The following is a 26,281-nucleotide window of genomic DNA, read 5'->3' as shown; positions in this document are numbered from 1 at the left end:
CTCAGGGTACTTTGAGCCGGCTCCGGACCAGGAGCAGGCCGACCATGGCGAGCGTCGCGAAGCCGGCGCCGGCGAGGAAGGTGCCGCCGGGGCCCACCATCTCCCAGATCAGGCCGGCTATCACGCTGGCCACCAGCAGGGCGAGGCCGGTGACGAGGTTGTAGACGCCGAAGGCGGTGCCGCGCAGTTCGGCGGGGGCCACCGCGGCAATCAGGGCGGCGAGCAGCCCCTGCGTGAAGCCCATATGCAGCCCCCACAGCGTCACGCCGATGCCGACACCGGTAATTCCAGGGGCGATGGCGAGCACGAGATCGGCGGCGATGAGCAGGATGAGGCCGAGGACCAGCAGGGTGATGCGGTCCATGCGATCGGCCAGGATGCCGACGGGATAGGCCGAGAGCGAATAGGCCAGACTCATGATCACCAGCACGATGGGCACCAGGGCCAGGGGCAGGCCGATCGACTGGGCCTTCAGGATCAGGAAGGCTTCGGAGAAGCGCGCCAGGGTAAAGATCGTCGCGACTGCCACCACCCACCAATAGGCCGTGCCCAGACGGGCGAGCTCGTCGCGGTGGAGCGGCATGCGCACGCGCCGAAGCCCTTGGGGCCGTGGCGGCTCCTTGACGACGACCAGGATCAGGGCGACGGCGACGAAGGCCGGGATCACCGCGGCCCAGAACACCGCCTGGAAATGGTCCGCTGTCAGCCACATCAGCCCGATGGCGATGAGTGGCCCGGCGAAGGCCCCGATCGTATCGAGGGATTGCCTGAGTCCGAAGGCCGCGCCCCGCAGATGCGGCGGCGCGAGGTCGGCGACGAGCGCATCGCGCGGAGCCCCGCGAATGCCCTTGCCGAGCCTGTCGATGAAACGGGCCGCGATGAGCCAGTCGAGCGAGGTTGCGAGCGGAAAGATCGGCTTGGTGCAGGCGGCGAGGCCATAGCCGATCGCAGCCAGGAGCTTGCGCTTGCCGAGCCAGTCGCTGAGCGCGCCCGAAAACACCTTGGTGATCGAGGCCGTCGCCTCGGCAATGCCCTCGATGATGCCGACGGCCAGGGTGGAGGTGCCGAGGACAGCGACCATATAGACCGGCAACAATGCATGGATCATCTCCGAGGAGACATCCATCAGCATGGAGACGAAGCCGAGTGCCCAGATGCCGGCCGGGAGCTTGCGGTCGTTCGACGCTGACGGCGTAGCCGGCGCATTCGGGTCGGTCGATCCGTCGTGCGGATTCATCGGGCGTCTTTCGGCTTACAGGTGGGCGTGATTCGATTGGGAAATCATCGTTTCCATATCAGCCCGGCGCTGCGGCCGCATCCGGAGGATTTCAGGTTCCGGCCCCTGTTCAAGACGAGATCGGGCCGGCGAGGCCTGCCGTCAGGGCGTCGATGGTGACGCGCAGGCGGGCCGAGAGCACGGCATCGGACGGCCAGACGATGTGCACCGGCAGGCCGGGGGCCTCGAAGGCGGCAAGGACGATTTCGAGCCGGCCGGCCACGATCGCCTCGGCGGCCAGCCAATGCGGCAGCTGCGCCAGGCCAGTGCCGGCGCAGGCGGCGGCGAGGGCAGCCTGCATCTGTCCGACCCGCAGCCGGCCGCGCACCGGCAGCGTCAGCCGCTTGCTTCCGTCCAGGAAGCGCCAGGGCAGGACGTGGTCGTCGGACAGGATGCCGATGCATTGGTGGCTGGTGAGGTCCCCGGGATGGCCGGGGCGGCCATGCCTGTCGAGATAGGACGGGGCGGCCGAGGTCACCACGCGCTGCGTTCCCAGGCGGCGGGCGGTCAGGCTGATCGTATCCGGCAATTCGCCGATGCGTACGGCAAGATCGACGCCATCCTCGATGAAGTCGACATGGCGGCTGGAGAACAAGGCCTCGATTTCCAGCATTTCGTGGCGCTGCAAGAGGTCCAGCAGGATCGGCATGACGCGGTCCCGGCCGAAGAGGGCCGGGAGGGCGATCCGCAGCCTGCCGACGGGCTCGTTGGCGTGGCTGGCGAGGCTTGCTTCGGCGCGTGCCAGCTCGTCCAGCGCGCGCTGGCAGCTGTCGCGGAAGGAGCGGCCGGCATCGGTGAGCGCCAATTTGCGTGTGGTGCGCTGGAACAGGCGCACCTGCAGGCGTTCCTCCAGCCGGGCGATGGCCTTGCCCACCGTGGATTTGGAGAGGCCGAGCTGTGTGGCGGCCATGCTGAAGCTTTCGGCTTCGGCCGCCTGCAGGAAGGCCCGGATGGCATGAAATCGCTCGCTCGAAACCATCCTGTCAATTTGGCGAAATAATTTCGCTAATCAATCGAAAAGAAGGAGCAATTCGAGATCGCGGTTCTGCCGTAGTCTGAGCCGGTTCATGATCGTTCGGAGAGGCTTGCCATGGCGCGCAACGAAGCATTGGAACAAGGCAGCCGCTCGCGCTGGATCGCCCTTGTCGGCATCAGCATCGCCAGCTTCGTGGGCTGCACCGATCTCACCATCGTCAACACCGCCATCCCCGAGATCCAGCGGGGCCTCGCCGCCTCGCTCGGACAGACGCAATGGGTCATCACCCTGTTCGTGATGGCGCTTTCGGCCTTCCTGGTCCTCGGCGGCAGGCTGGCCGACCATTATGGCCGGCGGCGCGTGCTCTATGGCGGCATGCTGGTCTTTGCCCTCGCCTCGCTCGGGGCGGGCTTTGCCGGCTCGATCGGGGAACTCGTGCTGTTTCGCTTCATCCAGGGCGCCAGCACCTCGGTGCTCTACACCGCCTCGACGGCGATCGTCGCCGACATGTTCCCTGAGCATGAACGCGGCCGGGCTGTCGGCATCGTCTCGACCGGCGGAGGGGCGGGGCTGGCGCTCGGCCCGATCGCCGGCGGCATCCTGGTCGGGCTCCTGGATTGGCGCTGGGTCTTCTTCATCAACGTGCCCTTCCTGGTGCTGAGCTTCGTGCTTTGCCTGCCGCGCGTGCCGGAGTCGCGTGGGGCCGAGACAAATGAGGGCATCGACTGGTGGGGCGCGGGATTGCTGATCTCAGGCCTGTCCTGCCTGCTGCTGGCGCTCTCGCAGGGGCTCGACTGGGGCTGGACCTCGCCCGTCATCCTCGCGCTGTTGGCCGCCGCGGCTGCGATCCTGGCCGTCTTCGGCCTGGTCCAGCACCGCGGCGCGGCACCACTCCTGCCGCTCGGCCTCCTCGCCAATGGCCGTTTCCTGCTGGTGTGCCTCACCACCATCTGCCTCGGCTTTTTCTATGCTGCCGCCTTGTTCCTGATGCCGCTCTACCTTGCCGTCGCCGGCGGGCATGACAGTTTCATCACCGGTCTCCTGCTGCTGCCGGCGACGGCACTCGTCGCCCTTGTCTCCCCGAGCGTCGGCAGGCTGGCCGACAGCAGCGGCCCCATTCCCTTGCTCATCGCCGGTCTGGCGCTGCTGGCACTCTCCGCCGGGCTGCAGGCCCTGTTCTCGGTTGGCAGCGGGCTCGGCCTCGTCATCGCAGCCTTCGCCGCGATGGGGCTCGGCTGGGGCTGTATCCTGGGCCCCTCGACGGTCGCCGCACTGTCATCCGTCGCGCCGCGGCTCGGCGGCACCGCCATCGGTGTGAGCTGGACGCTACATAATGTCGGCGGGGCGCTGGGCCTGGTGCTCGCCACCCTGGTCTATCGCCTGGCGGCGGAAAACGCGTTCGAGATTGCCGCCGGCAACTTGCCGGCTGCGGCGGCAGGCCTCACCGACAGGGTGGTGAGCGAGCCGGACAGGGCGGCCGCCCTGCTGGCAGGCAGCGGCATCGACCCAGTTCGAGCACAGGATCTCGCCGCCAGCCTGTTCGTCGCCGGCTATCGAGCCAGCATGATCCTGCTGCTCGCCGTCACCTCGGCCACCGTCATTGCCCTCGCCTGGGCCGCGCTGCGCCGGCGGAAAAACGCTACCGTGCAACCAGGTGCGACAGAGGGTGAGCCAGCCGTCCTGCAGGAATGTGCGAGGTCGTAAAAGATCAGCCCTTCGGCGTGGCGGAGGCGCCATGTCCCTGCCGCCTCCGATCACACCACCAGGCTGAGCACGTGGATTTGCGTGGCGGTGCCGACGGCCAGCCTCTTGTTCTCGGCGTCCCAAGCGAGCGGCGGAATGTCATGATTGGACATATCGATGCAGCCTGCCCAATTGCCGGTTGCGATCCGAGGCCAGCGTTCGATGATCTTGCCGGTGGGAAGGTGAACAAGCTTGGGGTGCTGATACAAGGCGAGGACATGTTCTGCATCGACGGCATGGAGCATACCGGCCGTTTCGCCAAAGGGAACGCTGCTTTCCCATGTCTTCGTGCTGATGCGGTAGACCGACAGTGTGCCAGGATGTGGGATGAGGTCCGGGTCACCCTCATCGCCGAAATTTTCTGCGTTCGGATCAGTCGCCAGCGCGATGCGGTCATCATCGAGGAAGGTTGCAGATACAAGCTCGGTATCGGCACGCAGATATGTATCGTAGGAGTCGAGTGAGACGGGGGCAGTCAGTACATCCGAAACGCGATAGAGGTGCACCACATGGATCGGGTGCCAAACCCAGCCCGCGCTCAGGAGCATTGTTCCACTGGGATTCGTCGACAGACAAGAATGGAAGATATCGGCGGCACGTTCCTCCCGGCATCCGGTTAAGCTCTCCCCTGTCTCCAGAAGTTCGATTTCCAGCCGATTGTAGTCGTGAGGGCAATGCGCGATGACCGGTCGCCCATCTGGCAATTCAAAAAGGGTGATGGGAAAGTCGTAGACGTGAGCGTGGTAGTAACTGCGGTTGATCTCCCGTAGGACCGCGCCATCCTTCAACACAATTCCTTTGGTGCCGAGCCTTTCATAGAGCACGCTATATCGCCCATCTGGCGACTGGATGACGCTATCGAAGCGATAGCGATACCTCACAAGCCCCGACGTCCTCGAACCGTCCAGACAGTATATGTCCGCTCCGCCGATCCAATCTACCAACTCATCACCCTTCCAGACCAACGATTTGGCGCCCGCGACCGGAAGTTGCAGATGATGAAAGGACGGCATGACTGGTTCTGCTGCTTTAAGCTGCGCCCCTGAGCACGCCGGTCTGGCGGCCCACCGTGGCGATGATGTCGAGAGCGCTCTCGATGTCGGCAGGGGTGTGCGCGGCGGAGACCGAATAGCGCAGCACCACCTCGCCATTGGGTGTGGCCGGCGGGATCAGCATATTGACATAGAGCCCGCTGCGCAGCAGGGCGGTCCAGGTCTCCAACCCAGCCTTGATGCCGGGCATGCGTATGGCGCCGACCGGGCCGGGGGGAGCCAAGGGCGGCAGGCCAAGGCCGGTCAGGCCGCGATGCAGGGCCTCGGCGCGCGCGGTGACGGTGGCGCGGCGCTCGCTGTCGCCGGCGATGATCGAAAGCGCCTGCCTGGCGGCGGCCACCACCGGCGGCGGCAGGGAGGCGGTGTAGAGATAGCTGCGCGCGGCAAAGCGCAGGGCCCGGAAGGCCGGATCATTGGTGACGCAATAGCCGCCGACCACGCCGACGCTCTTGGAGAAGGTGCCGACGATCACATCGACCTTGTCCTCCACGCCCTGCGCTTCGGCAACGCCGCGGCCCCTGGCGCCGTAGAGGCCGAGCGAATGGGCCTCGTCGACCAGGAGCACGGTGCCGGTTTCCGAGGTCACGGCGCTGATCGCTTCGAGGCCGGCGACATCGCCGAGCACGCTGTAGAGGCCCTCGACGATGACGAGCGTGCGGCTCGGCGCGATGTCGCTTGCCGCGATGACGCGTGCGAGATCGGCGGCGTCATTGTGCTTGAAGGTGAGGATTTTCGCGCCAGACAGCTTGCAGGCGTCGAAGATCGAGGCATGGCAATGGGCGTCGAGCACCACGGCATCGCCTTCACGCACCAGCCCCCCGATGGCGCCGAGATTGGCCATGAAGCCGGTGGAAAACACCACGGCGTCACGCCGGCCGTAGAGTTCGGCAATCGCTTTTTCGAGCTCGATATGCAGGGCTTGGTTGCCGCTGGCGACGCGCGAGGCGGTCGAGCCGGTGCCGAAGCTCGCCAGCGCCGTACTGGCGGCCTCGATGCAGGAGGGATCGAAATTGAGGCCGAGATAGGAATTGGTGCCGAACATCAGGGTCTCGCGACCTTCGATCACCGCCCGGACCGGGCTCAACACCTTCTCGATCACCACGCTGAGCGGGGTGAGGGCGCCTCCGGTGGAGCGATCGAAAATATCGGCGAATCCCTGCGACCGTGCCTTGATGCCTGGCGGGCCTGCCATCGTCACTCCTTGTTCTCCAGAGCAAAATGCGTTTAGACGGAAACGCTCGTTTGCTCTAACTCTTTGTTTCGACGTGTCTTTGCGATTTGAAGTGATTCCGTCAAATCACTAAACACCTTGAGCAAGCCGCACAGCGGCGGAACGTTTGCCTGCTCCAACGCATTGTTTCGATGCGCTTTTGCAATCCATGCAAGACTGCTGAATCACAAACGCCAATCGTCCGGCGAGAGTTTCCACTGTCGCCGGCTTGTTTCGGTCATACCCTATTTTTTCGCCTCGTCCATCTTCTCGACTGGAGCGAATCCGTCGCTCGAAGGGAGTTATGCCTTGAAACGCCTGATCGTCAGCCATCGCACGACCTATCGCTATGCCGAACAGGTCAGCTTCGGCCCGCATCGCATGATGCTGCGCCCACGCGACAGCCATGAGATGAGGCTGATCTCGGCCACCCTCACCACCTCGCTGCCAGCCGATTTCGCCTGGAGTTACGATGTTTTCGGCAATGAGGTCTGCACGGGGGTCTTCACGGGACAGGCCGGCGAATTGTCGATCGAGAGCCACCTCGAGATCGAGCGCTTCGCCTCGGCTGCACCGACGGCCCATCTGACCGGCAGGGAAGCCCCCTTTCCCGTGACCTATTCGGCTGACGAGGCCATCGATCTCGGCGCCGCCATGCTCGCCTCCGCCGACGATTATCCCGATGAGCTCAGGCTCTGGATCGCCGGTGCCCCGAAGCGCCATCCGGGTGGGGCGCGCGACCTGCTGACCGGCCTGTGCCAGGAGATCCATGGCGAGTTCGGCTATGTCACCCGTTTCGAACAGTCGACCCAGGATCCCGCCTTCACTTTCGCCAGCCGGAGCGGCGCCTGTCGCGACTTCGCGGCTTTGTTCATCGCCGCCGCCCGCCTGCTCGGCTTCGGAGCGCGTTTCGTTTCCGGCTACCTGTTCGATCCTCCGGCCGAAATGGGTGCGCCCATTCTGCAGGGGGCGGGGGCAACCCATGCCTGGGCCGAAGTCTATCTGCCGGATATCGGCTGGATCGAGTTCGACCCCACCAATGGCCTGGTGGCATCCGATCGCCTGATTCGCATCGCCGCCGTGCGCGAGCCGCATCAGGCAGTGCCGATAGCGGGCTCCTTCATCGGCTCCCCCTCGGCCTTCATCGGGCTTTGGGTCGGCGTCGATGTCGAGGAGGTGGAAGAGGCGGGTGTGTCGCCGTAGAGGCGGTATCGTGCACAAAGATAACGAGCACACCGAATTGGGCACGACAATCCTTCCCCAGTTTCGGGGAAGGTGTCGCTGCATGGCAGCGACGGAAGGGGGAGAGTGGCGTTGCGACTGCTCTATCATGACCCATTAGCGCCATCCGCCCCATCCGGCCCGGCTTTGCCGGCCCAGCTTCCCCGAAACCGCGGAAGGATTGTCGCGCTTCATTCGATAGCGGTATTTTCCTAGTTCAGCCCCGATTTCTTTCCGTGGCGGAGATTTTTGAGCTAAAAATGGCACTATTATCTCCAGATCGGAAATAGTACATGGAACGGCTCGAATGCGACCGCATGTTCGTGGCAGTGCTGGAGGCCGGCAGCTTCTCTCGGGCGGCGGTCCGGCTCGGCACCAGTTCGGGCCAGGCCTCCAAGCTGGTGTCGCGGCTGGAGGCCGATCTCGGCGTGCAACTGCTCAAGCGCACCACGCGGGCTTTGTCGCCGACCGAGATCGGCCGCGCCTATTACGAACGCATCAAGATCGTCCTGGAAGAGTTCGATGCCCTCGACGCCTCCGTCCGTAGCGCCTCCAGCCTCGCGGCGGGGCGCATCAAGCTGTCGGTGCCCCTCAGTTTCGGCACCATGCATCTGGCGCCGGCCTTCGTCGCCTTCGCCAAACTCTATCCCGACATCCAGCTCGATGTCGGCTTCACCGATCGCGTGGTCAGCCTGGTCGACGAGGGCTTCGACATGGCTATTCGCATCGGCAATCCCAGCGATTCCAGCCTGATCGCCCGCAAGCTTTGCGAGACCCGCGTCGTGGCGGCCGCCTCGCCCGCCTATCTCGCCGAGCATGGCGAACCCCTCCATCCCGACGAGCTGGCGCGCCATGAATGCATCATCGATACAAATTTTCACGATCCGCTGACCTGGCAGTTCATGACTGACAAGGCCACCTTGCAGGTGGCGGTCAAGGGGCGGCTTCAGTTCTCGAACGGGGAGGCCAGCTTCAAAGCGGCCGAGGCCGGGCTTGGCGTCGCCTGCGGGCCGAGCTTCCTGGCCGGCGAGGCGTTGCGGGCCGGCCGGCTCAAGCCGCTGCTCCGCGCCTTCGAAGACAGGTCGCTCGGGGCGTATGCCCTCTATCCGCCCGGCCGGCATCTGGCGGCCAAGATCCGCGTCCTCGTCGATTTCCTGGCCGAGCGCTATCGCGGCAGACCGCCCTGGGAGCAGGGTTGGTCGTGATATAATTTCTGGAATGGAAGGAATATTCTATCCTTGGCGAGGATAATCTCTGCAATGGAAATGGTGCAGATTAGGGACAGCAAACCCTTTGCCTGGAGACAACCATGTCCGACACCCGCACCGCTCCCTATGCCGCCCTGCTGCTCCGCCTTGCGCTCGGCGTCCTGTTCCTGGCCCATGCCGGGCTCAAGATCTTCGTGTTCACGCCGGCTGGAACGGCCCAGTTCTTCGGCTCGCTCGGCCTGCCGCCGGCACTGGCCTATGTGACCATCGCCTGGGAGGTCATCGGGGCCCTTGCCCTCATCCTCGGCGTCTGGCCGCGACTGGCGGCCCTGGCCCTGATTCCGGTGCTGGCGGGCGCTATCGCCACCGTGCACGGCCCGGCCGGCTTCTTCTTCACCAATCCCAATGGCGGCTGGGAATTCCTGGCCTTGTGGATCGCCGGCCTTCTCGCGCTCGCCTTGATCGGCGACGGTGCCCTGGCATTGCGGCCAACGCCCTCGCGCGGCACCGCCCACTAGAACCGAGCCTTTCGAGCCAACCAGCCTTCGTCCGGAGGATATCATGTCAGCCAGTGACGCTCCCCTCAGCATCGGCACGGTCAGCCTGACCGTGCATGACCTCGATGCGGTCAGCGGTTTCTACGAACAGGCGATCGGCCTGCAGCCGGTGTCGTCGGAAGCCGGCCTGCGCCGGCTCGGAACCGGCGACACGGTGTTGCTGGAGCTGCGGCATGATCCGCAGGCCCGCCGGCGTTCGCCTCGGGAGGCCGGCCTGTTCCATACGGCCTTCCTGCTGCCCGGTCGGGCGGATCTCGGCCGCTGGCTCAAGCATGCCGTCGAAGCGCGGCTGCCGCTCCAGGGCGCTTCGGACCACCTGGTCAGCGAGGCGATCTATCTGGCCGATCCGGAGGGCAACGGCATCGAGGTCTATGCCGACCGTCCGCGTAGCGCCTGGACCATCGACGGCGGCACGGTGACGATGTCAACGGAGCGCCTCGATGTGCAGGACGTGATCGCCGAAGCCGGTACGACACGCTGGCAGGGCTACCCCGCCGGCGGCATCGTCGGCCATGTGCATCTCCAGGTCGGGGCCACCGAGCCGGCGGATGCCTTCTTCGGCGGTGTGCTCGGTTTCGATCTCACGGCCCGCTACCCCGGCGCCAGCTTCTTTGCGACAGGCGGCTATCATCATCATCTCGCAGCCAATATCTGGAACAGCCGCGGGGCGGGGCAGCGCGATTTTCCCTCGACGGGTCTGGCCGAAGTGGGGATGATCGCGGCCGATGCGAAGATCCTTGCCGCCGTAAGGAACCGAGTCCAGGCGGCCGGCGTTGCCACCAGGGAGAAGGCAGGCGGCTTCGCCTTGCACGACCCGTGGGGAACATCGTTCTCCATCGTCACCCGAAAAGGTTGAGCCATGCTGGTCAACGGAAAATGGAGCGCCGACTGGCATCCAGTACAGGCGACCGACAAGCAGGGCGGCTTCGTGCGTCAGGTCTCGAAATTCCGCAATTGGGTCACGCCCGACGGCCGCGCGGGGCCGACGGGCGAGGCCGGCTTCCAGGCCGAGGCGGGGCGCTATCATCTCTATGTCGCACTGATCTGCCCCTGGGCCTCGCGCACCCTGATCGGACGCAGGCTCAAGGGCCTCGATGACGTCATCTCCGTCAGCGTGGTCGAACCGACCACAACCGAGCAGGGCTGGCGTTTCGGCAATTATCCCGGCGCCACGCCCGATACGGTCAATGGCGCGACCTATATGCACGAGGTCTACACCCGCGCCGATCCTACCTATACCGGCCGCGCCACGGTGCCGGTGCTGTGGGACAGGCAGCGCGGCACCATCGTCAACAACGAGTCCGCCGACATACTGCGCATGCTCAATGATGGTTTCGGCTCCCTTGCCCGCGGCGAGATCGATCTCTACCCCAAGGATCTGCGTCCTGAGATCGACGCCCTGAACGAGGCCATCTATCCCAGCCTCAACAATGGCGTCTATCGGGCCGGTTTCGCCACCACGCAGGAAGCCTATGAAGCCGCCTTCCGCGAGATTTTCGCCATGCTCGACCGGCTGGAACAGCGCCTGGCGGCTGGCGGTCCCTTCCTGCTCGGCGCCGGCCTGACCGAAGCCGATATTCGCCTGTTCGTGACGCTGGTGCGCTTCGATGCCGCCTATCACGGCCTGTTCAAATGCAATCTCAGGCGGCTGGCCGATTATCCCGCGCTTTCGGCCTATCTCGCAGCCATGCTCGCCGTGCCGGGGATCCGCCAGACCGTCAGCATCGACCACATCAAGCGCGGCTATTATTCGATCAGCGCGCTCAATCCGGGCGGCATCGTGCCTGTCGGCCCCGAACTGCCGGGCCTGGATACCGCCGAGGCCAAGGCCGCATGACAAACAACCTGATCATCCTCCTGCACGGCGTCGGCAGCAATGGCGGCGATCTGATGCATCTGGGTGATATCTGGCGCGAGATGCTGCCGGGCGCCGTGCTGGCGGCGCCGGACGCGCCCTTTGCCTTCGATGCCGGGGAGACGGGGCGGCAATGGTTCAGCGTCGCTGGCGTGACCGCGCAGAACCGCGGCGGCCGCATTGTCGCCGCCCGCACGGCCTTCGACGCAACCCTGCGGGATGTGATCGACAGGCATGGCTTTTCTCAAACGCCCGGGCGCGTGGCACTGGCGGGCTTTTCGCAGGGTGGGATCATGGCGCTCGACGCGCTTGCCTCCGGCCGTTGGCCGCTGGCGGTCGTCGCCTTTTCCGCCAGGCTGGCGACGCCGGATCCCCTGGCGCCGGCGACGGGAAGCGCGGCTTTGCTCGTTCATGGCGAGGACGACAGGATCATTCCCGCCCGCGAAAGCGAGGCGGCTGCCGAGCGGCTCGACCGCGAGGGTGTCGAGACCGAACTCTTCATCGAGCCTGGCCTCGATCATACCATCTCGCCGGAAGGCGTCATGAAGGCGGCCGATTTCCTGGCCCGACGCTTCGGCACCCATGCGTATGCGTGAGGCGGCCGTGCGACGGTACAGACCGTACTCGTTCACGCCAGCGGCAGTTCCACCACGAAACGGCTGCCGCCGCCCTCGCGGCTTTCGCAGCGCACCGATCCGCGGTGGCGCCCGGCAATCTGGCGCACCAGCGCCAGGCCGAGCCCCCAGCCGCCCGAGATCTCGCTGCGGCCGGCGGGTCGATAGAACGGCTCGAACAGATGATCCCGCTCTTTCTCGGCAATGCCGGGGCCGCGGTCACACACCTCGATACGGGCCCGTCCTCTCTCGCTGGCGATGGTGATCTCCACCGGAGGCTTGCCATGCTTGCCGGCATTCTCCAGGAGGTTGCGCATCAGCCGCCGCAGCAGCGTGGCATCGCCGCGGATTTCCACCGGCTCGCCATCGGCGGCGGCGCCGGTGCGGGCGGCTTCCTCGGCCGCCAGGCCCAGCAGGTCGACCGGCGCCCCTTCGAGTGGCGTGGCAGCGGCGTAGTCGAGCCGGCTGGCGAGCAGGATCTCCTCCACCAACTGGTCGATCTCCTGCAGGTCCTTGTTGATTTCCTCGCGCACCGCCACGCTGGGCTTGTCGGCGCCGATCTCCACCGCCATGCGCAGCCTTGCCAGGGGCGAGCGCAATTCATGGCTGGCATTGGCGAGCAGGGCCTTCTGGGAATTGACCAGCGCCTCGATGCGGCTGGCGGCGCCATTGAAGCTGCGGGCCACCATGGCGACCTCGTCGGCTCCCTGTTCCGCCACGCGCCGGTTCAAGGCACCGCTGCCCCAGCTCTCGACGCCGGCACGCAGCGTTTCGAGCCGGCGGGTCAGCCGAGCCGTGGCCGGCCAGGCTGCGATGCCGACGCCGCCGGCGACCAGCAGGACCAGAAACAGGACACGCAGCCCCGGCTTCGGCGGCCTGGGCAATTGGGCGAGCACGGTGCGCCCACCCGGCAAATCGAGGCGGACGACATGGTCGAGCCAGCGCTGCGGAACATCGTCGTCTCCGGCCGGCAGGGCGATCGGAAAGCCGCGCGAGGCGATCAGCACGCGCTCCTTGCTGTAGACGGAGATCGAGGCTCCCATTTCCTCGCTGAGCTTGCGGATCTCGGTGGGCAGGTCCTCGGGCGTGCGTTCCTGGAAGCGCACCAACTCGTCGGTGAGCCGGACGCGCAAAGCGCCCCAGCGCTCGCCCGCCGTATCGCCGGCCATGCGCCAGAGCGTACCGACCAGCAGAGCCAGCACGACGAGGCAGGCGAGCAGCGTGAGGTAGACCTGCCAGAACAGACGCTTGCGAAAGAATTTAGGCATGGGCGCACACGATATGATGGTCCCGAACGCGCTTTGCTCTGCCGTGCCGGTGTTCGCCGCTCCACCGGGCGATGGAACGTGGCCGGCAGTCCGCGACCGTTATGACCCTTATAGGCTGGTTTCTACTCAATCGGCGTCACTTAATCGGCATCCTGGCGCTTGGCGAAGACATAGCCGGCGCCGCGCACGGTGAGGATGCGGCGCGGATGCTTGGCATCGTCCTCGATCGCGGCGCGGATGCGGGAGATATGCACATCGATCGAACGGTCGAACACGTCGAGTTCCTCGCCCTTCACCAGATCCATCAGCCTTTCGCGGTTGAGCACTCTGCCGGCATTGTCGGCCAGCGCCAGCAGCAGATCGAATTGATGGCTGGTGAGGGCGCGTTCCTCGCCGTCGATGCGGGCGCTGCGCGAGCCGCGATCGATGGTGAGGCGCCCGAAGCGCAGGGTCTGGTTGTCGAGTTCGGCCGGTGCCGAGCGCCGGCGCAGTACGGCGCGCAGGCGGGCGAGCAATTCGCGCGGATTGAAGGGCTTGGGCAGATAGTCGTCGGCGCCGATCTCGAGCCCGACGATGCGATCGGTATCGTCGCCCCGGGCGGTCAGCATCACCACCGGGATGTTGGAGCGCATGCGCAGGCGGCGGCAGACCTCGAAGCCGTCGAAATCAGGCAGCATGATGTCGAGCACCACGGCATCGTAGCCGTCGCGCTCGATGGCGCCGAGCCCTTCCGCGCCCGAGGGCCTGTGATCGACGTCGAAACCCGCGGCCGCCAGATAATCGCCCAGCATGGCGGCGAGCCGGGTGTCGTCGTCGATAATCAGGATACGTTCCACGGCCACTGCCCGCTCCGGGATAGAGAAAATCCGTTCGGCCGCTCCCGGACGTGTCGCAGTCATGGATTGGAACCCAATTCATGACTCGACACGTCCGAGCGAGCGGCCGTTATTCTGCGTCGATCCTAAAGCGTTTTGCGATTGGATGGAATGACCACGAATCGCAAAAGCGCGTCGAAACAAGGAGTTAGGTAAAGCGGCGTTTGGCGCCAAGCGCGCTTTGCTCCAGGAGGCGCCTCAATTGTCGCCGTTGTCGCCGCCTTTGCCGTCATCAGCCGGCCGTTCGGGCCGGCCCTGTCCGTCATGGTGTTCGCGATGGCCACCCATCATCGGGCCGCGCGGGCTCCACAAATCGGCCCGTTCGGCGAGTTTGGCCCGCTGCTCGGGCGTCAGCACGTCGGCGGTGGCGAGGACGGCTTCAACGAAGCGCTTGGACTTGGCGTCGGTCCGGGCCACGAAATCGCTGCGCAATTTCTCGATCGCCGCCTTGTCGATGGTGGGCGCCCGCAACAGGTCGATCGCCTGCTTGCGGAAGGCCGCCCTGTCTTCGGGTTTGGGCGCCAGGTCGGTATAGGCCGCGGCGACGATGTCGTGCACCTTGGCCTCCTGCTCGGAGGTCGCGGCCACGGAATCGAGCGACATCCGCACGAAATTCTGGATGCGCTCCAGGCGGGGGCCGTGATGCCAGCCACCACCACCCATCACCGCGGCGGCAGCCAATCCGCCAGCGCCGAGGGCGATGCCGGCTGCCATGGCGCCGCCGAGAACCAGCACGCGCGGCCAGCGGCGTGCGGGAACGGGAGCGTTCGGGCTTTCACTCATGTCAGTCTCCATCAAGGGCAGTGCCGGAGGGCACTGCAAGAGCAGCGCCAGGGGGCACCGCAAGGGCAATGCCCGGGCACTGCGGGATGATGAAGCCTAGCCACCGGAGGTTTCGCGCCGTCCGGGCGTTTGTAAAGTTAGATGAAGCGGATAAGGAAAATCCGCGCCCGTGGAGACGGAGCGCGGATCGGTCATTGCGTCTTGTCGAAGCGGGGGCCTGAAACCCGGTCTTCAGAAAGTGACCACCGAGCGGATCGACTTGCCTTCATGCATCAGGTCGAAGGCCGTGTTGATCTCGTCGAGCGGCATGGTGTGGGTGATCAGGCTGTCGATCTCGATCTTGCCCTCCATGTACCAGTCGACGATCTTCGGCACGTCGGTGCGGCCGCGCGCGCCGCCGAAAGCGGTGCCCTTCCACACGCGTCCGGTGACGAGCTGGAACGGACGGGTGGAGATCTCCTGGCCCGAGGCGGCCACGCCGATGATGATCGATTCGCCCCAGCCGCGATGGCAGCATTCCAGCGCCTGGCGCATGGTCACCGGCAGGCCGATGCATTCGAAGGAGAAGTCGGCGCCGCCGCCGGTGAGGTCGACGATGGCCTGCACCACCTTGTCACTGCCGACTTCGGCTGGATTGACGTAATGGGTCATACCGAACTTCTTGGCCATCTCGACCTTGGCCGGGTTGAGATCGACGCCGATGATCTTGTCGGCGCCGACCATGCGGGCGCCCTGGATCACGTTGAGGCCGATGCCGCCGAGGCCGAACACCACGACATTGGCGCCGGGCCAGACCTTGCCCGTATTGATCACCGCGCCGATGCCGGTGGTGACGCCGCAGCCGATGTAGCAGATCTTGTCGAAGGGAGCGTCCTCGCGCACCTTGGCGAGGGCGATTTCCGGCAGCACCGTGAAGTTCGAGAAGGTCGAGCAGCCCATATAGTGGAAGACCTCGCCGCCGTCGCAGGCGAAGCGGCTGGAACCGTCGGGCATCACGCCCTTGCCCTGGGTGGTGCGGATGGCGGTGCACAGGTTGGAACGCTGCGACAGGCAGGTTTTGCACTGGCGGCATTCGGGCGTGTAGAGCGGGATGACGTGGTCGCCCGGCTTCAGGCTGGTGACGCCGGCGCCGACTTCGCGCACGATGCCCGCGCCTTCATGGCCGAGAATGGCCGGGAACAGGCCTTCCGGATCGGCGCCCGACAAGGTGTAGGCATCGGTATGGCACACGCCCGTGGCCATGATTTCGACCAGCACCTCGCCCGCCTTGGGGCCGCCGATCTCGATGGTCTCGACCGTCAGAGGCGCTCCCGCCTTCCATGCCACAGCCGCTCTCGTCTTCATGATTCACTCCCCAAAGCGTTTTTCGATCTGCCGGGATCGGCAAGAACCGCAAAGACGCGTCGAACCAAAGAACTGAAGTAAATGAGCGTTCATGCTTGAACGCGCTTTGCTCCAGGATTCGCCAAGGGCTAGCCGGATGCGGGTGGAAGCGCAAGCGCCGCCGGGAGCATGCGGACCCGGCCGGCGCTTAGAAGTTTCTTATGAGAGGGAAGGGGCGTGCCAGATCAGCGCGGGGCGCGCTTGGCCAGGATGCGCTGCAAGGTGCGCCGGTGCATGGCGAGGCGCCGCGCCGTCTCCGAAACGTTGCGGCCGCACAGTTCGTAGACGCGCTGAATGTGTTCCCAGCGCACCCTGTCGGCGGACATCGGGTTCTCCGGCAATTCCGGCTTGTGGCTGGGATCGGCCATCAACGCCGCATGGATGTCGTCGGCATCGGCTGGTTTTGCGATATAGTCGAAGGCACCCAGTTTCACCGCGGTAACGGCGGTGGCGATGTTGCCGTAGCCGGTGAGGATGATGCCGCGCGCATCGGGCCGCTTGACCTTCAGGCGCGAAATCACGTCGAGGCCGGAGCCGTCGGTGAGCTTCATGTCGATCACGGCGAAGGCGGGCGGCGAGCCCTCCACCTGCGCCAGTCCCTCGGCGACCGTGTCGGCCGTGGTGACGGTGTAGCCCCTGGCTTCCATGGCTCGGCCCAAACGTTGCAGGAACGCCTTGTCGTCATCGACGAGAAGAAGCGAACGATCGGGAAATTCGGGGGCAACCATAATGCAGACTCACCTAATCCTTGTTCGAGCGAAGGGGCTCCGTTTCGCGTGAAGGGAATGCGTCTCGCCAATTCAGCGCGAGCCTCCTGCTCCCTCCAGGGCCTGAGGTCAGGCTCTTTGGATCGAAGACCCGATCGCCTCCTTTGGCGCGACAGTTCGCCACAGTGGGGACTATAGCGGCAAAGTGAAGAAATTTCACTGGCGACAGCCCGCTATCGTTTATTCGGTTATGCGGCGATTGCAATCCCCAGAGATTATTATGGATCATGGCTGGGGGAGCGGCGCGAGCGCTTGGGGCGAGCGAAAAGAACTCGATCGCCGGAGCTTGCGGGACGCCGATGAGAGCGGCCTGTCTGCCGGCCCCACGTCCTCGCCGCACCGTGGCGCGATGAAGACTGGCAGTCCGCCGTGTCGTTTCGCGGACCAAGACGCAAGTCCCGCCAATCCTCGCTGTTGCCATCCGGCTGATCTCGACCTTCGCCAGGGTTTCCTCACGGCTCGATGAGCAAAGTGCAGGAGCATAGTAGCGCAAATTTTCATTAAGTCTTTGTTTTGATGCATTTTCTTGAACGAAAGGTCATACAAATAATTTGGAGAATGCAGTGGCATAGGATCATCGGACAAAGCTTGTCCAGGTCTAAACGTGGTCTTGCAAGATTTAGCCGGGGCGCCGGTCGCTGCGCATGTAGGGTCCCGGTGTGGAACTCAAGCCTCAGCGTTCGAAGGTATCTCGCGGCCATTCCAGCTTGACTATGGCGCCGCTTTCCGGCCAGGGGCGGTTCGCCAGGGCGATCGCCGCGCCGGAACGCTCCAGCAGGGTCTTGGCGATAAAAAAGCCGAGGCCGAGGCCACCGCCCGGTTGGCCTGGCAGGCGCGGACGGCGCTGGGTGACATAGGGATCGCCGAGGCGCCCCATGATTTCGGAAGGAAAGCCGGGACCATCGTCGCCGACGATGAGAGTCACCGTCTTGGCGTCCCAGCTCGCCGTGACGCTCACCCTGGATTTGGCGAAGTCCACCGCGTTCTCGACGATATTGCCGAGGCCGTAGAGCATGCCAGGATTGCGCGGGGCTGAGGGGGCGTCCTCCTCCTGGCCCTGGAACTCGGCGGAGATCGCGATGCCGAAATCGCGATGCGGTGCGGAAACTTCCTCGATCAGCAGCGGCAGGGGTAGGCGGGCGAAGGGGGTGCCGCCATCGTCACCGAGCGAGGCGAGCTTGCCCAGAATTTCGCGGCAGCGCTCGACCTGGCTGCGCAGCAGGCGAATATCGTCGGCGAAATCGCCTTCCGGCGGCGCGGCAACCTCGAGTTCCTTGGCCACCAGCGCGATGGTGGCGAGCGGCGTACCCAATTCATGCGCGGCGGCGGCGGCCATGCCGTCGAGCTGGGACAAATGCTGTTCGCGCGCCAGCACCAGCTCGGTGGCGGCGAGCGCGTTGGAGAGCAGGCGGGCCTCTTCGGCCACCCGCCAGGCATAGACGCCGATGAAGGCCAGGCCCAGCAGCACCGAGAACCACATGCCGATGACATAGAGCATCGGCATGTCGAACGCCTGGCCCTCGAACCAGGGCAGCGGCAGATGCCAGGCCGTGAGCAGGGAGGCGCAGCCGATGGCCAGCAGTCCCAGTGCAAGGGTCATCAGAGGCGGCAGCGAGGTCGCCGAGATCATCACCGGGGCGAGGAAGAGGAAGGAGAAGGGATTTTGCAGGCCGCCGGTGAGGAAGAGCAGTGCCGCAAGCTGCACGATATCGAAACCGAGCAGGGTCGCGGCACGGGCCGGATCGACGCGTTCAGTCGCCGGGTAGCGCAGCCGCAAGGCGAGATTGACCAGGATGGAGACGCCGATCAGCGGCAAGCAAGCCTGCAGCGGCACGGGAAAGCCGAGGCCGTAGCGCACGCCCAGAACGGCGACCAACTGGCCGGCGATCGCCATCCAGCGCAAGCGAATCAGGGTTTCCAGGCGCAGCGTATCGAGGCCGAGGCCGTCATGCGGCAATACAGAGGCGGTCATCATTCTCCTGTCCCGCCACGCTCGCGATCGCGCCGACGGTATCAGACATTAGCGCCCAAAGCGGGGTAGCCCAAAGCGGATTGTCTCTGCCTGGATTGTATCGGCCGGAAAGGCGTCGTAGGGCTGACGCCGGACGGGAAGCAGGCAGGATGCGGGGGCTTGATGAGGACCGAGGACAGCGTGGCACTCGAGACCTGGCGCGCCTGGCATCCCGCCGAACTGGCCCGGCGGATAGGGGGCGTGCCCAAGCCCTGGTGCGTGGTGGGAGGCTGGGCGCTCGACCTCTGGCATGGGCATCAGACCCGCGATCACGAGGATCTCGAATTCACCGTCCTGCGTGGCGATCTTGCCTTGTTCCGGAATACCCTGGCGGGCATGCGCTTCTATACGGCAGGCGATGGGATCGTCGAACATCTGCCGGATGACCAGGAGCCGCCGGACGGCATTTTCCAGATCTGGTGCCGGGACGAGGCGGCGCAATGCTGGCGCGTGGACATGATGCTCGAGCCGGGAACCCCGCATATCTGGGTCTATAAGAGAGATCCTGGCATCACCAGGCCGCGGGCCGAGATGATCGGCATGACGGACGATGGCCTGCCCTATCTCAAGCCGGCCGCCGTCCTGCTGTTCAAGGCCAAATATCAGCGCGACAAGGACGAGGCCGATTTCCGCGACGCCCTACCGAAGCTGGAGGCTGCGGAGCGACAATGGCTCAAGGCCTGCTTGGAGGCTACCCATCCCGGCCATGACTGGCTGCGATCGCTGTAATCCCCTGAGCCAGGCGCGGTGATGGTTGAACGCTTGTTTGTTGTTTCGGTGCGTCTTTGCGATTCCCGGTGATTCCGACCACTCGCAAAGGCTTTGGCAATGGGGATCCAGGGCAGGATCGCATAGTACCCCATGGAAAGCGTCGGCAGCTCTATACAGTCCCGGCCTGCCGCGCTAAGGAAAACCCGATACGTCCATTCTTGAAGGTTTCTAGCAAATGGCGCCAGTCAGCGATCGCTTGGTCACGGTTTTCGGTGGATCGGGATTTGTGGGCCGCAATCTCGTGCGCTCGCTCGCCAAGCGCGGTTTCCGCGTGCGGGTGGCCGTGCGCCGTCCGGATCTCGCCCAATATCTGATGACGGCCGGTGCCGTCGGCCAGATCCACGGCGTCCAGGCGAATCTGCGCTATCCCGCATCGATCGCCGCCGCCGTCGAGGGCGCGGAGGCGGTGGTCAACCTCGTCGGCGTCATGCATGAGCGCGGCGCCAACAGTTTCGATGCCGTGCAGGCTTTCGGCCCCGGTGCCATCGCCCGCGCCGCCAAGGCCGCCGGCGTGCAGCGCTTTGTGCATGTCTCGGCCCTCGGCCTGCATGCGGGCTCCGACTCAGTCTATGCCAAGACCAAGCTGAAGGGCGAGGAAGCTGCCCGCGCTGCCTTCGAGGACACCATCATCCTGCGTCCCTCAGTGATGTTCGGCCCGGATGACGATTTCTTCAACAAGTTCGCCGGGCTGGCGCGGATGTCGCCCGTGCTGCCGTTGATCGGCGGCGGCGAGACCAAGTTCCAGCCGGTTTTCGTCGGCGATGTTGCAGAGGTGCTGGCACGTGGTGCCGAAGGCGCCCTCAAGCCCGGCGCGACCTATGAACTCGGTGGCCAGGAAGTGCTGACCCTGCGCCAGATCTTCGAATATGTGCTCAAGACGGCCAATCGCAAACGCCTGCTTGTGCCGATGCCCTTCGCCATCGCCAATGTGCAGGCGACCTTGTTCGAGCTGGCGCGGACTTTGTCGCTCGGCCTGTTCACCCCGCCTTTGACGCGCGATCAGGTCACGTTGCTGCGCCACGACAATATCGTGTCCGAGGAGGCCAGGAAGGACGGCCTGACGCTGGAGGGGCTGGGTATCCAGCCGGCGACGGTGGAAGCGATCGTGCCGAGCTATCTGTGGCGCTTCCGCAAGTCCGGCCAGTTCGAGAACAAGGTGGCCTGACGGCCGGCGACGGCGATCTGAACAAGAAAAGGGCCGGTCTCTATGGAGACCGGCCCTTTTTGCTGCGGGCTCGCGCTCAGCCCCTCGTGCAATCAACCCATCGTGTAATAGGCCAAGAGGCCGATCACGCCGACGACGATGCGCCACCAGCCGAACAGAGCAAGGCCGCGCTTGGAGACGAAATCCAGCAGGGTCTTCACCACGAACCAACCCGAGATGAAGGCGGTGACGAAGCCGATGGCGGTCAGGCCGAGATTGTCGGTCGTCATCGTCTTGTAGGACTTGGCGAACTCATAGACGAAGGCGCCGACCATGGTCGGCATCGCCAGGAAGAAGGAAAATTCCGCCGCCGAGCGCTTGTCGAGGCCGAGCAGCATGCCGCCGACGATGGTGGAGCCCGAGCGCGAAACGCCGGGGATCATCGACAGGCACTGGAACAGTCCAATCTTCAGATAGACCGGCAGTGGCAGTACATAGCAATTGGAGAAGCGTTTCTCGATCTTGAACTGTTCGATGGCGAGCAGGACGAAACCGCCCGCGATCAGGGCGTAGCAGACCACTGGCACGTTGAAGAGATATTGCTTCATCTTGTGCTCGAGCAGCACGCCGAGGACCACGGCAGGCAGGAAGGCAACCAGCACGCCGAGGACGAAATGCTGGGCCTCCCGGTCCTTCGGCAAAGCGGTGGCGATGCGCCACAGCCTCTCGGCATAGACGGCGAGCAAGGCGAGGATGGCGCCGAGCTGAATGAGGATCACGAAGGAATCGTCACCCTCGAATTTCAGATAGCGGGCTGCAAGCAGGAGATGACCGGTCGAGGAAACCGGGATGAACTCGGTCAGGCCTTCGACCACACCTAGGATGATCGCTTCCAGAATATTGGCCAGGGTCATGGGATGCCTTCGCGAGAATCGGGCGCCGATGCGGCCGCATGGCACCCGTGCGGGATGAATGGGAGCGGCCCTGCACCTCGCTGACGCGAGATACAGGCCGGAATCGTGGTGATTCTAGGCGCGAGTTATAACCAAACAGTAACCATGATGCAGCCGGACGGTCTTCCATGCAGCGATGAGGCGAGCGGCCACGGCGAAGTCGCAGCCTTCGAGAGCGTCTAATTCATGGTGACGTCGTTGTCCCGGCCTCGGCAAGCCTTTCGCAGTATGATTTTCATGACGTTGAAATCAAATTGCCTCTCGGGAAGGCGTGGGGAAACTTCTGGGAAGACACCTAAGTCATGCGTGCCTTTGAAGGAAATGCTGTTTTAGAATATGATTTTGTTCAAATAAATTTATTTAGACATCAGTTTATCTTGGTGTCTTGAGAGGTGTATTGGAAGAAATATTTTCCGTCTTGTGAAAGCGTTTCCTATTTGCACTGTGCGTAGTACTTAAGTATTAGACATCCCTCCCAGTTAGGTATAGGTCGCAATGACAAGGCATTAGGTATTCGTAGTCAAACACTTAGAAGAAAATATCTTTTAAATTTCTACCGACATGATAGGAACTATGCAGCTGCAACGGTGTTGTCGCGGCGTGAGTGAACGCCCAGCCGATCCGGGGCGTCTTCTTGCTTGTCCTCAGTTGTGACGCCAAAATCCCATGCAAAAAGGGGTGGTGATTGAGCGAGTTGTCTTGGAGAAGCGCAGGATCTCTATCGGAGTGCGCCAAGATTCATAATGTCAGCCATTTCGGTTTGCAGAACCCTGTCAGCGTTCCGCTGCCGAACTACCAGTCGGCCGTCCTTGCAGACGCCCAGGCCCTGAGAGCGCATACCGGCTTCAAGGCTGCGCGGAGCACGTTCGCGCGTCGCTACGTTTCCATTCTCAGGACCAATCTGCCGCTCATCCATATGGCGACGGATGAAATCCGCCTGATCGTGGGCGCCTATGTGCTGAGCCGCCACTTTGCCGCCTCGCCCAATGATCCGCCCGCGGGCGTCACGGTGGCGGATGTCCAGACTTTCTGCACCGTGCACGCCTTGGCGGGGCACAACCGCATCGGGGCCATGCTGAATCTGTTGCGCCAGGCGGGCTATCTGCGTCAGACCAAGGATCTGCGCGACAAGCGCATCAAGCGGCTGGAGGCGACCCGCGCCGGTATCACCATCGCTAAGCAGATCATCACGCCCTATCTGCAGGCACTCGCGCAATTGCAGCGTGTCGATCACGCCGTCAGGCGGGTGGAGATCGACGATGCCTTCCTCGGCGCGCTGGCTCGCTATTGCAGCAATTATTTCCTGATGCATGGCACCTTGGTCGATCTCGTGCCCGAGATGCGGCTGTTCATGGCGCGCGATGCCGGGTTCGAAATCCTGCTCAAGCTGATTGCGACGGAAATGCCGGGAGAGATCCTGAAGGACCGCACCGTCCATTTCCATTATGGCGCCGTTGCCGACTGCTTCGGCGTCTCGCGTGTCCATGTCCGCCGCCTGCTCGAGGATGCGGCCGAGGAGGGCTATGTCACCTTGCATGCCCCCGGCGGGCGGGCGATCGAGATCCATGGGAGCCTGTTCGAACTCGTCGACAAGTTCATCGCCCTGCAGATGGCGCTGTTTCTGCAGGCGGTTCTGTATGCCGGTGGCAAAGCCTGACCGATCATACCGAAAAGTGGACGCGGTTTTCGGTAAAAACGATGTGACAACAATAATTTGCAAGCGTCGGGGCCCTGCTTGCAGGGTGCAAGCCTTGGTGGCTGAACACGCTTTGATCCGGAACGCGCTGGCATGCAGTTCGAACAAAAGGCGGGCCCAATTGGGTCCGCCTTTTTCTCTTTCACAACACCTTGGAGGCTGCCTTCGTGGCGCCTGCCTTACCCGCGCAGCGTCGCCCCGGTCTTCTTGCCGACTTCGGCGATGATCTTGGCGGCAACGGCATCGATTTCGACGTCGGTCAGCGTGCGGTCCTGCGGCTGCAGCACCACCTCGACGGCGACCGATTTCTGATCCTCGGCGATGCCCTTGCCCTCATAGATGTCGAAGATCGACACGCCTGAAATCAGCTTCTTGTCGACGCCCTGCGTCGCCTTGACGATGTCGGCGGCCCTGACCTTGCGTGCGACCAGGAAGGCGAAGTCGCGGGTGACCGGCTGGAAGGGCGAGAGGGCCAGGACGCCGCGCGTCTTGGTCGCCTTGGGCTTGGGCACCGGGAGGGCGTCGAGGATGATCTCGAAGCCGACCACCGGCCCATCGGCGTCGAGCGCCTCCAAGGCCGAGGGATGCAGTTCGCCGAACCAGCCAATGATGTTCTGCGGGCCGAGCTGGATCGTGCCCGAACGGCCGGGATGGTACCAGGACGGCGCTCCCGACACGATCTGGAAGCTCGCGACCGGCGCGCCGAGGGCGGCCAGCAAAGTGAGGGCATCCTCCTTGGCGTCGAACACACTCACCGCGCTTGCCGGCCCCGACCAGTGGCGGCCGAAGCCGCCGGGACGAGCCTGGTTGCGGCGGATGCCGCTGGCGGCGATCTTCTGGTCTTCCGGCCGATCTCCGCGGAAGATCTGGCCGACCTCGAACAGGGCGACGTCGCTGGTGCCGCGATCGGCATTGCGCTGGCCCGCCGCGATCAGGCCGGGCAGCAGGCTGGGGCGCATGTCGGAAAGATCAGCGGCGATCGGGTTGGCGAGCGACAGCGTCGGCTGGCCGCCGCCGAAGCGTTCGGCCTGGGCCTTGGCGATGAAGGACCAGGTCACGGCCTCCATCAGGCCGCGCGCGGCGAGGCTCCGTTTGGCCAGGCGGGTGCGCTTCTGCAGCACGGTGAGCACGGGCTGCGGCACGTGGGCCTCGCGCGGCAGCGGCGTCACCGGAATGGCATCGACGCCGACGATGCGCATCACCTCCTCGACGAGGTCCGCCTTGCCTTCGATGTCGGGGCGCCAGCTCGGCGCTGTCACCGCCAGCGCGTCCGGCTTGCGGATAACGCCGAAGCCGAGGCGCTCGAGGATGTCGGCGCTTTCGGCGAGGCTGGTCGCGAGCCCGGTCAGGCGTGCAACCTCGTGGGCCGGCAGATCCAACACCTCGGGTGCAGGGGTGACGCCGCCCACCACGAGGGTCTCGGTCGGCTTGCCGCCGCACAATTCAATCACAAGCTGAGTGGCGAGGTCGACGCCCGGTACCATGAAGGCGGGATCGACACCGCGCTCGAAGCGATAGCGCGCATCAGTGTTGATGCCGAGCGCGCGTCCGGTGCGGGCGATGTTGAGTGGCTCCCACAGAGCCGATTCGATCAGCACATCGGTGGTGTTCTCGTCGCAGCCCGAATGCTCGCCGCCCATGATGCCGGCGATCGACTCCAGGCCCTTGCCGTCGGCGATCACGCAGATGCTGTCATTGAGCGCATAGGTCTTGCCGTCGAGCGCGACGATGTTTTCGCCCTCGCGGGCACGCCGGACGGTGAGGCTGCCTTCGATCTTGGCAGCATCGAAGACGTGCAGCGGCCGGCCGCGGTCGAAGGTGACATAGCTGGTGATGTCGACCAGCGCACTGATCGGGCGCAGGCCAATGGCGTTGAGCCGGCGCTGCATCCACACGGGCGAGCGGCCGTTCTTGACGCCGCGCACCAGGCGAAGCGCAAAGCCGGGGCAGAGCGAGGGCGTGTCGCCGAAATCGAGCGTCACCGTAACGGGGCAGGGGCCTTCGCCGGCGATGGAGGGCACCGCGGGCGTTTTCAACCTGCCGAGGCCGGCGGCGGCGAGATCACGGGCAATGCCGGCAACGCCAGTGCAGTCGGGCCGGTTCGGCGTGAGGTTCACGTCGATCACCGGGTCGTTGAGGCCGGCATATTCGGCAAAGGGCATGCCGACAGGCGCGTCGGCAGGCAGGTCGATGATGCCGTCATGCTCGTCGGAGATTTCGAGCTCGAATTCCGAGCACAACATGCCGCGGCTCTCGACCCCGCGTACCGGCGCGATGGCGAGCGTGATGTTCTTGGCCGGGATATAGGTGCCGGGCGGCGAGAATACCGATTTCATGCCGGTGCGGGCATTGGGCGCGCCGCAGACCACCTGCACCGGATCGCCCTTGCCGGTATCGACCATGCAGACCCGGAGCTTGTCGGCATTGGGATGCTGCTCGGCCGAGACGACATAGGCGATCGAGAAGCCGGAGAGCTTCTTGGCAGGGTCCTCCACCCCTTCGACCTCGAGGCCGATGCGGGTGAGGGTCGCGACGATCTCGTCGAGCGTGGCTGAGGTTTCGAGGTGATCCTTGAGCCAGGAAAGCGTGAACTTCATTGCGGGCAGCCTAGTCCAATCGATTTGGCCATGCCGATAGCGCGTCGGGCACGAAGATGCAAAGAAATCCCGGTTGAAAGCGAAAACGCGCGATGTTGTGGGATACCCGAGCGCGACCGAAGCGGGGTTCTGGCGGGATTTCATCCCGTTGGTTTGGCGTTGTGCTTCAAAGCTGACGCCGCCAACGATCGATAGAGTCATCTTCCAATTTCGGCCCTGGTATCGTGAATGAAACACCCCATGGGGGCAATCCGGCATGTTTTTCTGCAATTGCCTCGATACGGTCAGCAAGAGAATACACACCAATACACATTTATCGTT

22 protein-coding genes are annotated in these 26,281 nt (G+C 64.5%); 10 read left to right on the top strand and 12 right to left on the bottom strand.

What is annotated here, in order from left to right; genetic code table 11:
- Position 1: 1 nt before the first annotated feature.
- Together ACR9ZN_RS20470 and ACR9ZN_RS20465 are read right to left on the bottom strand one after the other, a co-directional pair.
- Positions 2-1,237 (bottom strand): MFS transporter, encoded by a 1,236-nt coding sequence (locus ACR9ZN_RS20470; RefSeq protein WP_481273041.1) that lies wholly within the window; start codon positions 1,235-1,237, stop codon positions 2-4.
- 109 nt (positions 1,238-1,346) lie between these two features.
- Positions 1,347-2,255, bottom strand: coding sequence for a LysR family transcriptional regulator (locus ACR9ZN_RS20465; protein WP_481273040.1), 909 nt, complete (start codon positions 2,253-2,255; stop codon positions 1,347-1,349).
- A 111-nt stretch (positions 2,256-2,366) separates the two neighbouring features.
- On the opposite strand from ACR9ZN_RS20465, the gene ACR9ZN_RS20460 reads away from it, so the two are divergent.
- Positions 2,367-3,956: an MFS transporter gene (locus ACR9ZN_RS20460; RefSeq protein ID WP_481273039.1), complete on the top strand. Its 1,590-nt coding sequence runs from the start codon at positions 2,367-2,369 to the stop codon at positions 3,954-3,956.
- Between the two features lie 50 nt (positions 3,957-4,006).
- Here ACR9ZN_RS20460 and ACR9ZN_RS20455 read toward each other — a convergent pair whose 3' ends face one another.
- Positions 4,007-5,008, bottom strand: a complete 1,002-nt coding sequence (locus ACR9ZN_RS20455; RefSeq protein ID WP_454816188.1) for a hypothetical protein — start codon at positions 5,006-5,008, stop codon at positions 4,007-4,009.
- A 16-nt stretch (positions 5,009-5,024) separates the two neighbouring features.
- Positions 5,025-6,239 carry an aminotransferase class I/II-fold pyridoxal phosphate-dependent enzyme gene (locus tag ACR9ZN_RS20450; protein ID WP_454816186.1) on the bottom strand — a complete coding sequence of 405 codons (1,215 nt, stop codon included), beginning with the start codon at positions 6,237-6,239 and terminating at the stop codon, positions 5,025-5,027.
- 327 nt (positions 6,240-6,566) lie between these two features.
- Between ACR9ZN_RS20450 and ACR9ZN_RS20445 the strand changes: the two genes are divergently transcribed.
- The 6 genes from ACR9ZN_RS20445 to ACR9ZN_RS20420 all read left to right on the top strand — a co-directional run bounded on the left by ACR9ZN_RS20445 (position 6,567) and on the right by ACR9ZN_RS20420 (position 11,694).
- Positions 6,567-7,460, top strand: coding sequence for a transglutaminase family protein (locus tag ACR9ZN_RS20445; RefSeq protein ID WP_481273038.1), 894 nt, complete (start codon positions 6,567-6,569; stop codon positions 7,458-7,460).
- Positions 7,461-7,771: 311 nt separating this feature from the next.
- Positions 7,772-8,683, top strand: coding sequence for a LysR family transcriptional regulator (locus tag ACR9ZN_RS20440; protein ID WP_481273037.1), 912 nt, complete (start codon positions 7,772-7,774; stop codon positions 8,681-8,683).
- A gap of 104 nt (positions 8,684-8,787) precedes the next feature.
- Entirely contained in the window at positions 8,788-9,204 is a 417-nt protein-coding gene (locus ACR9ZN_RS20435; RefSeq protein WP_454816180.1) for a DoxX family protein, read from the top strand.
- A 43-nt stretch (positions 9,205-9,247) separates the two neighbouring features.
- On the top strand, positions 9,248-10,099 hold the full coding sequence (locus ACR9ZN_RS20430; protein WP_481273036.1) for a VOC family protein: 852 nt from the start codon (positions 9,248-9,250) through the stop codon (positions 10,097-10,099).
- A gap of 3 nt (positions 10,100-10,102) precedes the next feature.
- Positions 10,103-11,080, top strand: coding sequence for a glutathione S-transferase family protein (locus ACR9ZN_RS20425; protein ID WP_481273035.1), 978 nt, complete (start codon positions 10,103-10,105; stop codon positions 11,078-11,080).
- Positions 11,077-11,694 (top strand): alpha/beta hydrolase, encoded by a 618-nt coding sequence (locus ACR9ZN_RS20420; RefSeq protein WP_454816174.1) that lies wholly within the window; start codon positions 11,077-11,079, stop codon positions 11,692-11,694. The genes ACR9ZN_RS20425 and ACR9ZN_RS20420 overlap by 4 nt, the downstream gene beginning before the upstream one ends.
- A gap of 32 nt (positions 11,695-11,726) precedes the next feature.
- On the opposite strand, the gene ACR9ZN_RS20415 is transcribed toward ACR9ZN_RS20420, so the two are convergent.
- The 6 genes from ACR9ZN_RS20415 to ACR9ZN_RS20390 all read right to left on the bottom strand — a co-directional run bounded on the left by ACR9ZN_RS20415 (position 11,727) and on the right by ACR9ZN_RS20390 (position 18,763).
- Positions 11,727-12,980, bottom strand: coding sequence for a sensor histidine kinase (locus tag ACR9ZN_RS20415; protein WP_434958272.1), 1,254 nt, complete (start codon positions 12,978-12,980; stop codon positions 11,727-11,729).
- A 140-nt stretch (positions 12,981-13,120) separates the two neighbouring features.
- Complete coding sequence (locus ACR9ZN_RS20410) at positions 13,121-13,822, bottom strand: response regulator (protein WP_434958271.1); 702 nt, start codon at positions 13,820-13,822, stop codon at positions 13,121-13,123.
- Between the two features lie 231 nt (positions 13,823-14,053).
- Positions 14,054-14,638, bottom strand: a complete 585-nt coding sequence (locus tag ACR9ZN_RS20405; protein WP_434958270.1) for a Spy/CpxP family protein refolding chaperone — start codon at positions 14,636-14,638, stop codon at positions 14,054-14,056.
- Positions 14,639-14,869: 231 nt separating this feature from the next.
- On the bottom strand, positions 14,870-15,982 hold the full coding sequence (locus ACR9ZN_RS20400; RefSeq protein ID WP_434958269.1) for an S-(hydroxymethyl)glutathione dehydrogenase/class III alcohol dehydrogenase: 1,113 nt from the start codon (positions 15,980-15,982) through the stop codon (positions 14,870-14,872).
- Positions 15,983-16,206: 224 nt separating this feature from the next.
- A complete protein-coding gene (locus ACR9ZN_RS20395; protein ID WP_068290777.1) occupies positions 16,207-16,749 on the bottom strand; it encodes an ActR/PrrA/RegA family redox response regulator transcription factor in 543 nt (180 codons plus the stop codon).
- 712 nt (positions 16,750-17,461) lie between these two features.
- On the bottom strand, positions 17,462-18,763 hold the full coding sequence (locus tag ACR9ZN_RS20390) for an ActS/PrrB/RegB family redox-sensitive histidine kinase (RefSeq protein ID WP_434958268.1): 1,302 nt from the start codon (positions 18,761-18,763) through the stop codon (positions 17,462-17,464).
- Between the two features lie 159 nt (positions 18,764-18,922).
- Between ACR9ZN_RS20390 and ACR9ZN_RS20385 the strand changes: the two genes are divergently transcribed.
- Positions 18,923-19,528 carry a nucleotidyltransferase domain-containing protein gene (locus ACR9ZN_RS20385; RefSeq protein ID WP_481274376.1) on the top strand — a complete coding sequence of 202 codons (606 nt, stop codon included), beginning with the start codon at positions 18,923-18,925 and terminating at the stop codon, positions 19,526-19,528.
- A 217-nt stretch (positions 19,529-19,745) separates the two neighbouring features.
- Positions 19,746-20,735, top strand: a complete 990-nt coding sequence (locus tag ACR9ZN_RS20380; RefSeq protein ID WP_481273034.1) for a complex I NDUFA9 subunit family protein — start codon at positions 19,746-19,748, stop codon at positions 20,733-20,735.
- 92 nt (positions 20,736-20,827) lie between these two features.
- On the opposite strand, the gene ACR9ZN_RS20375 is transcribed toward ACR9ZN_RS20380, so the two are convergent.
- Positions 20,828-21,628 (bottom strand): undecaprenyl-diphosphate phosphatase, encoded by an 801-nt coding sequence (locus ACR9ZN_RS20375; RefSeq protein WP_434958266.1) that lies wholly within the window; start codon positions 21,626-21,628, stop codon positions 20,828-20,830.
- 724 nt (positions 21,629-22,352) lie between these two features.
- On the opposite strand from ACR9ZN_RS20375, the gene ACR9ZN_RS20370 reads away from it, so the two are divergent.
- Positions 22,353-23,324: a hypothetical protein gene (locus ACR9ZN_RS20370; protein WP_434958265.1), complete on the top strand. Its 972-nt coding sequence runs from the start codon at positions 22,353-22,355 to the stop codon at positions 23,322-23,324.
- Positions 23,325-23,542: 218 nt separating this feature from the next.
- Here ACR9ZN_RS20370 and pheT read toward each other — a convergent pair whose 3' ends face one another.
- The gene (pheT, locus tag ACR9ZN_RS20365; protein WP_481273033.1) at positions 23,543-25,960 is read right to left on the bottom strand and encodes a phenylalanine--tRNA ligase subunit beta; all 2,418 of its coding nucleotides are present in this window, start codon (positions 25,958-25,960) and stop codon (positions 23,543-23,545) included.
- Positions 25,961-26,281: the final 321 nt, after the last annotated feature.

Source organism: Labrys sp. HAY1-8F (assembly GCF_056754975.1).
The sequence above is the reverse complement of the archived record's forward strand: the minus strand, read 5'-3'. Positions and strand labels throughout refer to the sequence as shown.

Excerpts from the sequence above, each read along its gene's own strand:
- ACR9ZN_RS20470 (WP_481273041.1), bottom strand. The coding sequence starts at position 1,237 with ATGAATCCGCACGACGGATCGACCGACCCGAATGCGCCGGCTACGCCG.
- ACR9ZN_RS20465 (WP_481273040.1), bottom strand. The coding sequence starts at position 2,255 with ATGGTTTCGAGCGAGCGATTTCATGCCATCCGGGCCTTCCTGCAGGCG.
- ACR9ZN_RS20460 (WP_481273039.1), top strand. The coding sequence starts at position 2,367 with ATGGCGCGCAACGAAGCATTGGAACAAGGCAGCCGCTCGCGCTGGATC.
- ACR9ZN_RS20455 (WP_454816188.1), bottom strand. The coding sequence starts at position 5,008 with ATGCCGTCCTTTCATCATCTGCAACTTCCGGTCGCGGGCGCCAAATCG.
- ACR9ZN_RS20450 (WP_454816186.1), bottom strand. The coding sequence starts at position 6,239 with ATGGCAGGCCCGCCAGGCATCAAGGCACGGTCGCAGGGATTCGCCGAT.
- ACR9ZN_RS20440 (WP_481273037.1), top strand. The coding sequence starts at position 7,772 with ATGGAACGGCTCGAATGCGACCGCATGTTCGTGGCAGTGCTGGAGGCC.
- ACR9ZN_RS20435 (WP_454816180.1), top strand. The coding sequence starts at position 8,788 with ATGTCCGACACCCGCACCGCTCCCTATGCCGCCCTGCTGCTCCGCCTT.
- ACR9ZN_RS20430 (WP_481273036.1), top strand. The coding sequence starts at position 9,248 with ATGTCAGCCAGTGACGCTCCCCTCAGCATCGGCACGGTCAGCCTGACC.
- ACR9ZN_RS20425 (WP_481273035.1), top strand. The coding sequence starts at position 10,103 with ATGCTGGTCAACGGAAAATGGAGCGCCGACTGGCATCCAGTACAGGCG.
- ACR9ZN_RS20420 (WP_454816174.1), top strand. The coding sequence starts at position 11,077 with ATGACAAACAACCTGATCATCCTCCTGCACGGCGTCGGCAGCAATGGC.
- ACR9ZN_RS20415 (WP_434958272.1), bottom strand. The coding sequence starts at position 12,980 with ATGCCTAAATTCTTTCGCAAGCGTCTGTTCTGGCAGGTCTACCTCACG.
- ACR9ZN_RS20405 (WP_434958270.1), bottom strand. The coding sequence starts at position 14,638 with ATGAGTGAAAGCCCGAACGCTCCCGTTCCCGCACGCCGCTGGCCGCGC.
- ACR9ZN_RS20400 (WP_434958269.1), bottom strand. The coding sequence starts at position 15,982 with ATGAAGACGAGAGCGGCTGTGGCATGGAAGGCGGGAGCGCCTCTGACG.
- ACR9ZN_RS20395 (WP_068290777.1), bottom strand. The coding sequence starts at position 16,749 with ATGGTTGCCCCCGAATTTCCCGATCGTTCGCTTCTTCTCGTCGATGAC.
- ACR9ZN_RS20390 (WP_434958268.1), bottom strand. The coding sequence starts at position 18,763 with ATGATGACCGCCTCTGTATTGCCGCATGACGGCCTCGGCCTCGATACG.
- ACR9ZN_RS20385 (WP_481274376.1), top strand. The coding sequence starts at position 18,923 with ATGAGGACCGAGGACAGCGTGGCACTCGAGACCTGGCGCGCCTGGCAT.
- ACR9ZN_RS20380 (WP_481273034.1), top strand. The coding sequence starts at position 19,746 with ATGGCGCCAGTCAGCGATCGCTTGGTCACGGTTTTCGGTGGATCGGGA.
- ACR9ZN_RS20375 (WP_434958266.1), bottom strand. The coding sequence starts at position 21,628 with ATGACCCTGGCCAATATTCTGGAAGCGATCATCCTAGGTGTGGTCGAA.
- pheT (WP_481273033.1), bottom strand. The coding sequence starts at position 25,960 with ATGAAGTTCACGCTTTCCTGGCTCAAGGATCACCTCGAAACCTCAGCC.